Origin of the sequence: Acidovorax facilis (genome assembly GCF_050626955.1) — a bacterium.
Classification (GTDB): Bacteria; Pseudomonadota; Gammaproteobacteria; order Burkholderiales; family Burkholderiaceae_C; genus Acidovorax; species Acidovorax facilis.
The window spans coordinates 5297712-5310076 of sequence record NZ_CP192460.1; the positions used below are offsets into that span (position 1 = coordinate 5297712).

4 protein-coding genes and 1 pseudogene are annotated in these 12365 nt (G+C 57.0%); 3 read left to right on the forward strand and 2 right to left on the reverse strand.

The genetic code is table 11. From position 1 onward, the window contains the following. The first annotated feature begins 7 nt into the window (after positions 1–7). Together ACQ4MJ_RS24390 and ACQ4MJ_RS24395 are read left to right on the forward strand one after the other, a co-directional pair. Positions 8–1246 carry a thiolase family protein gene (locus tag ACQ4MJ_RS24390; protein ID WP_431150957.1) on the forward strand — a complete coding sequence of 413 codons (1239 nt, stop codon included), beginning with the start codon at positions 8–10 and terminating at the stop codon, positions 1244–1246. A gap of 16 nt (positions 1247–1262) precedes the next feature. Next, positions 1263–2873: an AMP-binding protein gene (locus tag ACQ4MJ_RS24395; RefSeq protein WP_431150956.1), complete on the forward strand. Its 1611-nt coding sequence runs from the start codon at positions 1263–1265 to the stop codon at positions 2871–2873. A 597-nt stretch (positions 2874–3470) separates the two neighbouring features. On the opposite strand, the pseudogene ACQ4MJ_RS24400 reads toward ACQ4MJ_RS24395, so the two are convergent. Next, positions 3471–4245: pseudogene (locus ACQ4MJ_RS24400) on the reverse strand (transposase); the annotation flags it as partial. A gap of 1413 nt (positions 4246–5658) precedes the next feature. On the opposite strand from ACQ4MJ_RS24400, the gene ACQ4MJ_RS24405 reads away from it, so the two are divergent. After that, positions 5659–6468 carry a hypothetical protein gene (locus ACQ4MJ_RS24405; RefSeq protein WP_431150955.1) on the forward strand — a complete coding sequence of 270 codons (810 nt, stop codon included), beginning with the start codon at positions 5659–5661 and terminating at the stop codon, positions 6466–6468. Between the two features lie 11 nt (positions 6469–6479). Here ACQ4MJ_RS24405 and ACQ4MJ_RS24410 read toward each other — a convergent pair whose 3' ends face one another. Next, complete coding sequence (locus tag ACQ4MJ_RS24410; protein WP_431150954.1) at positions 6480–12095, reverse strand: hypothetical protein; 5616 nt, start codon at positions 12093–12095, stop codon at positions 6480–6482. Positions 12096–12365 lie beyond the last annotated feature (270 nt).

Sequence of the window (12365 nt, forward strand, 5' to 3'; positions counted from 1 at the left end):
GCAACCCATGGAATCGATCTATATCGCAGGCGTCGGTATGACGCCGTTTGGCCGCCATCGCCAATGGAGCGTGAAAGACCTCACGCGCCAGGCCGTCACCGCCGCGCTGCAGGACGCAGGCTGCGACGCCTCGCTCCTGCAAGCCGCCTATTTCTCCAATGCCACGCAGGGTCACATGGACGGCCAGCACATGGTACGCGGGCAACTGGCTTTGCGCGCCATGGGCGTACAGGGCATTCCGGTGGTCAACGTGGAAAACGCCTGCGCCAGCGCCAGCACGGCGCTGCACATGGCCGTGCAACATGTGCGCAGTGGCGCCGCCGATATCGTGCTTGCCGTGGGCGCCGAGAAGATGTGCATTGACGACAAGGCCCGCATGTTCGCCGCCTTCGACGGGGCCTGGGATGTGCATGAAACCGAAGCCGGTAAAGAGCGCCTGCTGGCCATGGGCCACGGCATCGCCCCGCCTCCGGGAAGCCAGTCGCCCCGCCCCTACAGCCTGTTCATGGACATCTACGCCGCCATGGGCCGCATGCACATGCGTGAATTCGGCACCACGCAGCAGCAGTTCGCGGCGGTGGCCGCCAAGAACCATGGGCACTCTGCGCACAACCCGCTGGCGCAATACCGTGAAGCCATGAGCGTGGAGCAGGTGCTGGCCGCCCCGCCGATCAGCTACCCGCTCACGCTGCCCATGTGTTCACCGGTGAGTGACGGCGCGGCAGCGGCCATCGTCTGCAACGAAGCGGGCCTCAATCGCCTGCAAGGCGATGCCCGCCGTGCCGTGCGCGTGCTGGCCTGCGTGCTGCAGACCGGCAGCGAGCGCGCGTCGAACGACCTCGAAAACCACCTGGTGCGCAAGGCCGCCCACCGGCTCTACGAACAGTCCGGCGTGTCGCCCCAAGACGTGGGCGTGGCCGAGGTGCACGACGCCACGGCCATTGGCGAAGTCTTGCAGTCCGAACTGCTGGGCCTGGTTCCCATGGGACACGGCGGCCCGGCGGCCGAACGCGGCGAGACGCGCCTGGGTGGACGCATCCCCATCAACCCCTCAGGAGGGCTCGAAAGCAAAGGCCACCCGATTGGTGCCACCGGACTGGGCCAGGTGTTTGAGCTGGTGACGCAACTTCGCGGCGAGGCCGGGCCGCGACAGGCACCGGGCGTGCGCATCGCGCTGGCAGAAAACGGCGGCGGGCTGGCGGGCGTCGAGGAAGCCGTGGCCTGCCTCACGCTGCTGGGCCGCTGAAAAGGAGGTGAAAGGTATGAGCCATTACCCCGACAACATCTTCCCCGGCATGGTCGCCAACCGAGCCGCAGAGTTTCCAGACTTCAAGGTGCTCACCATCGAAGGCGCCGGGGTGCGTCCCGACGAGGTGCGCACCTACCGCCAGCTTTGGGACAACGGACAGCGCATGGCGCAGGCCATGCTCGACCTGGGCATTGCCCCGGGCGAACGCGTGGCCCTGCTCATGGCCAACCACGCCGAGTTCGTCGAGGCCATGGTGGCCGCTGGCATCGTGGGCGCAGCCGTGGTGCCCATCGATCCACGCACCAAAGGCGACAAGCTGCACTTCATGCTGACCAACAGCCAGTGCAGCGCAGCCATCGCCGCAGACTACGTCCTGCCCCGCCTGCAACCGCTGCGCGAACGACTGCCCGGCCTGCGCTGGGCGATGGCCTTTGCCACCGACGAGGGCGACCGGCCCCTGTCCGACTGGCAGGGCGTTGAGGACTTGGCGGCACGGGCTCCGGCCGATGTGCCCGACCTGCCCCTCCTGACCACCGACCCCGACAGCGCACTGGAGCTGATCTTTACCTCCGGCACCACAGGCGACCCCAAGGGCATCGTGATGACGCACCGGCGGTATTGCCAAACCGTGCAGCTCGGCCCGAGCCTTTTCGGGTACAGCACGGACGACGTGCTGTACTCGGGCCTGTCGCTCACGCACGCCAACGCGCAACTCGTCACGCTCGGGTCGGCACTGGCCTGTCGCCTGCGCTGTGTCCTTTCGCGGCGATTTACCAAATCGCGCCTGTGGGACATCACGCGCCAGTACGGCGCGACCACGTTCACCTTGCTCGGCGGCATGACCACAGCGGTTTATACCGAACCCCGCAAACCCAACGATGCCGACAACCCGGTGCGCTTCGTTGTCTCCTCCGGCATGCCGGCTGCCATCTGGGGTGAGTTTTCCCAGCGCTTTGGTGTGCAGATCGTGGAGTTCTATGGCGCGGCCGAAGGCGGGATGACCTTCAATCACTTTGGCCAGGGGCCTTTGGGCAGTATTGGCAAACCTCCGCCCTCGCTGCAATATCGCATCGTGGATGACGCCGGCAACGATGTCCCGCCCGGCCAGCAGGGCGAACTACTCATGCGCCATGCCAACGGTGCACCTTTCGTTGTGGAATATTTCGGCAACCCCCAGGCGTCGCAAAGCAAGTGCGCCGGAGGCTGGCTGCACATGGGCGATGTGGTGCATGCGGACCAAGATGGCTGGCTGTATTTCGACTATCGCCAGGGCAGCGGCATCCGTCGCAACGGCGAATTCATTGCCACCGCATACATCGAGAAGGCGATCGCTGAATCGGGCATGGTCGATGACGTGTACGTCTACGGCATAGCCAGCGCGCAGCTCGCACCAGGAGAAAAGGAAGTCGTCGCCGCCGTTGTACCCAAGGATGCGGCGATTTTCAACGCGCAGCAACTCTTCGACGTGTGCCGGGAGCACCTGGAGGCCGGCATGTTGCCGGGTTTCATCCAAGTGTTAGCCCAAATTCCCAAGACGGCATCCGAAAAGCCGCAGGACCGCTTCCTGATGGAGGCGTTCGAGCGCGAGCCGCAGAGCGTGCACCGGCGTATGGTGCGGATTTAAGACTCGGGAGCTCCACCGCTGCAAGGTGACGGAGATCCTTTCCGTATTGGGTCAACAGTGCAATCCTCGGCTTTGTATGGGTGGATTGCTCAGGCGGAAACCCGCACCGCCGGAACCGTTGTCTGTTCCGGGTTGATCTTGTCGCCGCAAGGAACTATAAAAAGGACATGTCTACAACCCGCCAAGTTCTCGATGATCCAGTTCTATTGGGGCTGATTCTGACCGCCATAGCTATCAACCTTGCAGCGCTTGGTCTTAAATTGGAGCGACGGCGTGCACATGAGGTGACAGACTGATAGCGGTTAGGTGGAACGGGTGCTGCTGGGTGATCCTTGACGAGCCCAGGGGCGATTCACTGCACCAATTGATACACTGCTCTATTATGGAGGTAGCACTGGTTATGCCTTCAACGCCTGTATTGATCTACGGGCTCTTTGTCTTGCTCTTCATTCTCATTGCAATCCCCGCAGGGAGAATGATTGATAAGGCCAACAAAGAAACAGACGAATCAATCAGGTTGTTGTTAAAGCGCCGTGACGAGCTACGTCAAATAACTTCAGATAGCGACTACTAAGTTCGCCCTGAACAATTCGCCTCTCAGTCGCAGGCCAGTCGGTGATTGCGTGGAGCGGCGACCAATGCAACGATGAGCGCCTGCATCGACAGTCCGAAGCGGGCGCGTAAAAGCCGCAGCGCGGCCAGAATCAGGCGCAAGTTGTGCCCGGCCCCGCACATCACCGCGTGCAGCGCATCGCCCAGCGCACCCTTGAGCGGATTGCGGGCAAGCCGCCCATCCATCTTCATGTGCCCGATGGCCGGCTCGATGGCGCTGCGCCTTTTAATCATGGCCTTGAGCGTTCGGGTGATGCCTCGCTTTTGGCCTGACATCAGAATGCGCACGCCCTCCACCTTTACGCCCCCAGCCCTTGTCCACGATGGCCGTTGTCGGCGGCTTGTCCGTGCCAGTGAGGATGCCCACTTGCTCCAGTGTCTCGGCCAGCGTGTGACCGTCGTAGGGGTTGCCCGGCATGCTCCTCATGCCCACCACCAGGCCTTCCTTCAATGTGGTGGCGATGCTGACCTTTACGCCGAACTCGTATGGCGTTCTGGCTTTGCCCTTGCTGATGCACTCCACTTCGGGCGCGTGCAGGGCGTACAACTTGTTCTTGTCTTTCGTCCGTTGGGTCAGGATGCGGCCCGTGCGCTGCAATAGGTCCTGAACCTTGGCCTTGGCCACCTCAGGCAGCAGGTGCAGTTGGCGAGTAACTTCACGATGCACCCGGCCCACGCGGGTGCGCAGTGTCCTCACAGCTTTCTTCATGCGCTTGAACTGCTTGGCGTGCGCATAGCGCCCAATCTGCGCAGCCACCTTCACACCCGGCTTTTGGGTGAACAGCATCAACACTTCCTCGGCCACATCGGAAAACTCCAGCTTGGCCTTGATGGGGTCGAGCTCCACCGAACCGAAGAACATCGTCTTCTTGGTGGGTGCCGCTCCGGCTGTGCCGGTGCCACTACCCGAATTTGCGCACGCAGCAGCAGTATGGAACTCGCCAGAGCGAGCGACCAGGCTTGCAATCGATCTGCCCGTAGAAAGCCGACATCCGCGATAAGCCATAGCAGCACCTTATGGATGCGCCGCGAAGTGAATTCCGGCATGTTCAGATCGGCATCGAAAGTTAGTCGAGGAGCCCGATTCATGAACCAGTCAAACACCGGCGGCTTGAAGCGACCCAACAAGTGTCGACATTCAACTTGAAGGAGCTTGTCGATAAGCCGCTGCTACAACCACTGCTGTAATCAGTAAGGTCATGGCGATCTTGGCAGACACTGGTGTCAGTGCAAGCGAATCCATCACGCGCGAAACTCAGAAGTCGTCATCCCGGTATCAAGATACGCTTGCGGGACTCATGTAAATACATAATTCCATTGACAGGTTGATGGCTCAATCATCCTCGGATAGTGGACCGTGACAGGTTATTGCAGGTTGACACTTTGTTAGCAAGTCCCACTGCCCCCTTGGGCGGGGTCTCGTCCATGAGCAGCGTTCAAACCGCCGTTCTCAAGGCATTGAGGATCAAACAGCTACAACAAGGCGCTCAACTCAGTCTCTTGTAGGGGCACGTTTGACACTCGATGTCAATGAAATCAATCACTTGCGCCATTTGGCGTCGAACTCCGGTGCTCCCTGTAGACGTACCCTGTCAATTGTCATGCCGCAGCCAAAAATGCAGGTGATTCACTCGCGCGAAAACGCCACTTTCGTGCTAAAGTAGAACTAATGGCCGTCTGCGTGCGGCCAGACCGCCTGCTAACGGCGAGCCATCATGGATTGGGAAACCTGTCCTATACATATCCGGTGCCTCCCATGGCCCGAGATTTAATTTTGATGGTTGATGGTTCATAACCGTCAGTCACTCAGCGGGAAAATTCCCCCTCATAAATTAGCCGACGTTACACGCGTCGCGCTCCTCAAAATTGATTGCACAACAACTGTGCGGCAATCAAAATATCAACGGATTTTTTTGGCGAAATATCGCCATTAATTTATCTTCGCTTCAAGGACGGTTCGTCCGTCATTTAAAAAATCATCGGTGCAGTTAAGTGCATCGATGCTCCCATACTGGCCCCGCATCCTCTGGGGGTCGTCAAATTCGCAGTCCACGCGGATCGCGCAATCTCCCTCCCACCATTAATTTCGCTCGCCTTAGCGCTGGCGGCCGTTTGTCGTGCGGCAAATTTTTCTACGACCAATATTTATCTATTTGATTTGAAAGGAATTCCTATGATTTTTGAAAATGCATTGGTTTTTGAATCAAGAAGGACTGGTGAGTTAATCGCAACTTTGGAGCAAAAGGTGACCCATCAACTAACAGCGATTATTGATGACGAAGGTGTTGAAGTCGGTGGCGGCGTGGCGGATCTGCGATTTGGCGAGATGAATTCGCTAGCCGCAGCGCTAAAAAATATATTGACTGGCGAGCGTTTGTGCGAGCCTGAGTTGCTGTTAATAGAATCGATCGCGCGCAGTAAACCTGATGGAACAATTCTTCAGTTGAGGTTGTTTTGTTATGCCGAAGAAGGCGCTTTTGATCGGTCGAAGGCGAATCGTCTCATTCGGGCAATTTTGCAGAAAATGTTGGGATATTCTGCTCAAGATGATCCAAAATACCTTGATGAAAATCAACTAGCAGACTGTGAAAGGGAAAATGTACAAGTCGTTGCTCAGGAAGCTTTGCGAAGCTTGGCAAACAGAAAAATCAAGGCCCCAATCCGCGTTGATTTTTTTGGTTCAAATATTGAATTGGAGGGGAAATTTGCGCCGCGTGCGAACCTGGCTTGTTTTGAACCGAAACAGATTTCTCTTTATGGTCGAATCCTTGGGTTTGATACAGGAAAGAAGAGCTTATTAATGCGGGTGGAAAGAAAGGTTATGGAGATCCATTATTTGGAGGATGAACTGCCCCTCGTCCAAGTAGCAGAACTAGCGCAAATTGGCTCAGAGGCGCATGTACGGGCGAGGAAAACACTAGATCACCTGGGTCGTGAAGTGCTTTGTTATTCTTGCTTTGCGGAGCCCCGTGCGGTAGCTTAGTATTTTGGTGACTACGTGGTCAGCTTGCTTTGGTTGGCTGACCACGATAACGCCAAAGAAATAAGAAAAATTAGCATAAATTCATGACTTGAGCGAACAGATCCTGTGCCTCTGAGTCCAATCGCCGCGCAGCGATCAATAATGCTTGCTAGCGGAAATCCACGCCGAACTGGATCCACTTGAAGTTTAATGCCTTCGAGCTTCAAGGTTTGCGTTGTAATTAATTGGAGTGAATTGTCGTCAGCGAATTTTTGTAGAGCCATTTCCCGGGAATTTGTGAAAATTCGGAAACTATCATTTTCAAGCTTCCAGCAGTTTATGACTTGTTTCATGAATTCAAAATGCTCTTTCTTCCACATAAGCACCTGCCGAGAAGGACCAATGTAGGTGCTGATTTCCTCGCCAGCGTACGGGAAATTGGAGGATAGGGACTCATCCCACTTCACTAACTCTGTATGTCGTACCAGTTCAGCCCAGCGTGTCGGTTGAATTCCAGAAAGCCAGTCAAGTGGGTGCGAGCCTGTCTTTTTTCTTGAAACTATGCGGCCCGTTTCGATCAATAAATTCTCTAGACGCTTTGCATTTTGGTCGGAGATATTTGTCGCCGACTGAGCGATGCCGAAATTTCTCCGTAGAACAAGCATCCGAACAAATTTGAGGGCCTCCGTAGCTGTGAGGGGACTTGTGGTAGTCGTGCCAGAGTTTTGTTCAAATGTGCTTAAGTAGTCATGGAGTAGCGTGATCCTGTCCAGGTCAATCAATTTTTCCTGAAGATATTTGGACCTATCCTGTTGAGTGAATTTCTGAAGCTGCACGGAGCGGCTTGCCACATTCGGAAAGAAATGAAAGTAACTTCGAAATGTTGTGCCTGGTTGTGCATGACCCAGTAGTCGGGCGACAGCCCACGAACAGCGGCGTGTTGATTCCTCACTTCCCAGTAAGAGGCGCCGTGCATTCTGGTGTGCGGCGCTCCCGATATCAAACGGATTCAAATTCAATGTACTGAGGTCCAAGAGCTCAGCCACTCTGTTCGCAAACGTATGTCGGTTGTGATGCGGACTGAGTTGATCGTTGCGGGTTACCCGTTGAATGACAGCACCGATTCTTCTGAGCAGTCCTCGCCGCTCTTCCAAACCATCTAGCCCAAACTCGGTCGGGAAGAGTTCGTCTTTGTCATGCAATATCGGAGTGGCTTGCCGTACCAAGAACCATTGCTCGATGATTGACCGCTCGTGCGCCGTCAAGCGAAAGAGGAGTGGAACTTGGCGACGGCTTGCTGGCGATTTCAGCCGGCGCAATTGATTGCTCCGAACCATGAGCACCACACAGTCCGGTGCCGGCTCCGTCCAGTCAGATCGCAACAGACATGCGGCCTCCATCCCGCGCAAGCCGAATCGGTACATCAACAGATTGATGAACGCGCATTGAAGATCGCCCACGGATGCTTGGGCCGGAATGGGCGCGAGACAAGCATTGATGCGGAGGTACTCCCGCTCTGTGATGCAGCCAGCCGATACCAACAAGCTCGGTCCATCTGAAAAAATCTCTGACCAATCTGGGTTTTCGACTCCGAACGCAGCGTTTATAGTTTGGTGGAAGTCCTTCAGGCACTGGAGGGCTAGGTGGAGGGTCTTGTAGCCATTCCTTGTTACCTCTGAGCCGGACTCTGGTGACGACTCGGTTGGATCTGGAATGCTCGAACGCGCGTCCATCAAACGAAGGTAGAAATCTGTGACATCTTCTTCTTCGCACGCCAGTAGATCGTGGTCGAAACCGACGGCCAGAAAGCACATTGACAAGCTGCTGAAATATCTGTCGACGGAACTGACGCGAAGAAGGGTGCCCTTGCGGGTGCTTCTACGTAAGAGGTGCCGCACCCACTCCACCAGAAGAAGGCAACTTCTACCGGCGGACCCTCGGTATTGATCCAGCGCCCTGCAAAGTGCCGCTTCCATATTTCTGCGGCCAATCCCACCACCGGTAGCATCGGCGTGCTTTCTAAATATCGCACGCACCTCGCCGAATAGCTTCTTGCTTGCCTCCTGTGAGATGGCGGGATCTGGCATTCCGGTTGGTGGCGAATGGTCTGCCGTATCTCTATCAACCAGAGCGGATAGATGAACTTCATGCTGGTCTGGAGATACCCTGGGTGGGCCTTGTTCATCCTCGAAATTTTCCGAGCCGCTCTCAGTTCCGGATGCTTTGAATGTTCCGAAATCACCGGCCGCACCGTGCCGCAGTCTGATCCAGTCGCGATGCGGCAATCCGACGGATGGGAGGTCGCCATTCAGATAGGCCGTAAGTGAGGCGGGAAACTCCAGAAGGTTTGCTTGATGGACCAGTTGCGCGATTTCAGAGATCGTTGCGGTGGCGGTGTTTATGTGCGGGGCCAGCAACCCGATCTCTTTGCAGAGCTTTAGCCACTCAACGGGAGGACTGCTCTTGCCCATGTCCAGGCCACGTTTTGTCGTACTGGCGCGGGCAAGGAAGTTCGCTGCGGTAACACTGATGGGGTAGCGTTTGACGGCGCAGCCCGAATCGATGTCCAAGTCAGGGGAATGTTCCAGATAGTAGGACTGATCGAAATGCACAAGCCGAAAATTTTTGGCCGCTAGTAGGTCGCGGAGCAGCTGTAGCTCTGTCACCCTGGACTCAAGAACCGTGAGCACTGCACCAAAGAAAAAACATTCGCGAAGCGAGGTGCGGGAGAGCTCCATCGCTTCAAGAATGGGCTGCAGAGCATGAAGTGCCGCAGCTACCTTTTGGCGGCTGCCGATAGCTTGGTGCGAGAGCAACGTGCGCTCCTCCAAGGCCGGCAGATAGCGCTTTTTCAGACGTGGTCGAGTCCCATCCGCGCACCAGCGTTGCCGAATCCAATCCTGAAGCGCTTCGTATCGAAGGGAGCCGAGTGCTCGCGGTGTGCCCGAGTCGTTGAGCAGCATGCGTTGGCTCAGCACCTCCCATTCGTCGGCTGAGATTGAATCGACAGGTCGCTCGCCAACAAAACGAAGAATCTCACTTTGTGCTTCAGACAGTGCATCTGCGTGGCGTTTCGCGCGTCGAGTCTCACGGGCCGCTCTGCCGAATTGCGCACCCTCTTCAAGGCATGTCTTGCCAGGCGTCAGGTCGGGAAAATCAAGGGGCGTGGAATCCCAGCCAGGCGCTTGAGGTGGGGCAAACTGAAGCGCGGCGAAGAGCTGTTCAAGGGCCGGGCGGATAGCCTCCAAATCCTTAAGCCTCACCCTTGCCGAGAACCGTCCGTATGTAGCCGTTCCTCCTTCTGCATGCCCGAGGAGGCCGTCGATGATCTCGGGGTCTTGACCCAATCTGCGCAGACTCGTGCTGGTCCGATGTCGGAACAGGTTCCACGGCAACGGCCAGGAGAAGACCTCCATCGAGTCCAGCGTCACTTCAGATACTTCGAACCAGCGCAGGCTTTTCCGTGCATGGTCTTCTCTGAGGAAGAAAAGTGCTGGCATCACGGTGCTGGCTGCTCCCGCAGATAGGGCCTGCAACTCTTGAGAGAGAGAGGGATCCTGGCTGCTGAGGGAGGCAGCGAGGCGACGAAGGTGGGGCAGGTAGAAGTCTTGGAAGAGCCGGACCAACTCGCTGGGAAGAACCACCATCCGGCCGTCATGACGTTGGGAGGCAACTTTGTCCACGACGAACAAATACCTTTCGTCCCAGTCGACCTGCCCGAAGGACTCCAATGGGCTGGACACCGGACGAATTGCAGTCGCGGCAAGAATTGCGGCGGTCATGTAGACCGTCACCGCGTTGTGGTGGACTAGCCAGTTCTCGGCCGGGCCAGCCGCCAGACTGCCAATGTGCTGACGTACCCGTGCAATTTCTTCGCGCAGCAATGGGTCCAGCGGATTCAGTTCGCTGCCGGCGATGTTTTCTTGCGCCTGTGCGTTCTGTGGGAACAACGGAGGCGGCGCGAGGCCCGCGGCGGTCATGCCTCGGTGGACTTCCGCTGTTCGAAAAGCTGCATAGGCGCAAGAACCTGGCAGACCACTTCGCGAGCTGCTTGCAAGCAGTCGACCGAGTACCGGGTCGCCGGTCGCCTGGAATACGCCTTGTTCAAGGACGTGTGCGAGCATGCCCGAGCGAACGCGTTCCAAGCCGGGCGTGCGTTTGCACACCTCGTTGAACATTGACTCGGGAGAATCTTGGATCTGCACCGATGGCCAAAGATTCAGCAGTGCGCCTGCCTTGGGGCGCCCCGAGCACTGCTGAGAAATGATTTCTGCAACTTCGCCTGGAAGTGGCACTTGAAGATGGCCCGCGAGGGGTTCCAGCCATTGCGATGTCGCAGATGAAGCCTTCCATCCCCTGGGGTGCCGGGGGGGCAGTCTCTGCAAAGTCAGGGTGTCGGGGTGAATGCTCCAGTCCGGCCCACATTGACTGGAAAAGGAGATGTCGGTCGCTGCCATCCGAACGGATTTGGCCGTGTAGACCGCGATCCAAACGAGTCCGCCCAAGAGACGAAGACTTTCGGCAGCGTCTCGCGCAATTGCAGCCTGCCACCAGTTTTCCAGGCAAGCCCGTTCAAACTGATTGAGGCGGTTGGTACTGAACGGGAGGAATTGCTGGTCTTCGATGGTGGCGAGAAGCACACCACGTGCTTCATGTTCCTGAGCCACCGGATTGAGGCGCTCATCTATATTTGCTTCCCAGCATTCGGTCCCTTCGCCGCCATCCTGGTCGATGGATCTTCCTGTGATGGGCTGGGGGTCTTCCGCCATAATTTCGCTAGAAGAAAACACAGTCGGCGCTGTACTTCGAGCGGATGTTCCCCAAAGATGCACCCGACCGAGGGACAAGCGCGCATATTGAGAAAAGGCACCCTTCGCGGTCAGGGTTTCGGATCGGCCGGCCCGGATCGGCTCAGATTCACAGTAGCTGCGCAATGTCCGGAGCAGTTTGATATGCGCCTTGACGCCGGGCCCGTCGTTGGACGCCAGTTCTAGCTTGCCGATCAGAGCTGCAGATTCCCAAGTCAGATGCTGTCTATATATAGTTAGTGATCCACTGGGGGGGCGAAGCCCAGCGAAAAGATCCCGCCAATCCCAGTCGCCAGAGACTGCTTGGCGCAAGCTCCACGACACCTCGACGAGCCGTTTGTCCGGCTCGGATCCCTCATAGATGGCTGCGATGAACTGGATGAACGTCCAGGTTCGAAATGTCTCCAACCGAAGGTGGGCGGCTGCGTCAGGGTGATAGGCCCTGGGCACGCACAGCGCGAGGAGGGCGAATTCGCGCAGTGTGCCGCGCGGAAGCTGCGCGGCCACCTGTTGGGCCGGAGGCAAATATGGATACAGACGGGCAACGGTTGGGGATGCTGACAAGGATTCCATGAGCCGGTACAACTCCGAAGCCGGCTCGGATTCGTCGGCCCATGCCGAGGCAATCTTCAACGGTACGGGCTGGCGCAAGTACTCAATGATTGATCCGACGTACTCAGGATTGGCGCCGGTTTTTGATGCATCAAGAACCGCAAGCAGCGGACGAGTCAGCCTTAGTCGGCTAGCCCATTCAAGCAAAGGATGCAGCGACGCTGGAAGCCCAAAGGCCTCAAAAGCCTGTCCGTCCTGACCGCCGAAAATCCAGGGTCCGTTGTCCATTAGGTCTCAATCGTTGAAATGCGGCGCGTTCTGCACCGACCGGAATCGTCAAAATTCCATGTGTATTCAACGTTTTACATCATTACTAGTCAATTGAAAACGTAAGATATGTTCTCATCAGCCTAGAGCTCATAACCAACATGGCAGGCCTCTGCTGAACAAAACGCCCACTACACAGTGGGCGTTTTTGTTTCTGCCTCTCGGACCGTGCGGGATTGGCACTCTGGCTTGCCAGGTGATTTCTTCCAACCCGGCAAATGGCCTTTCATG

Bases quoted from the DNA above. Each gene is read 5' to 3' on its own strand.
- ACQ4MJ_RS24410 (WP_431150954.1), bottom strand. From the start codon at position 12,095: ATGGACAACGGACCCTGGATTTTCGGCGGTCAGGACGGACAGGCTTTT.
- ACQ4MJ_RS24390 (WP_431150957.1), top strand. From the start codon at position 8: ATGGAATCGATCTATATCGCAGGCGTCGGTATGACGCCGTTTGGCCGC.
- ACQ4MJ_RS24395 (WP_431150956.1), top strand. From the start codon at position 1,263: ATGAGCCATTACCCCGACAACATCTTCCCCGGCATGGTCGCCAACCGA.
- ACQ4MJ_RS24405 (WP_431150955.1), top strand. From the start codon at position 5,659: ATGATTTTTGAAAATGCATTGGTTTTTGAATCAAGAAGGACTGGTGAG.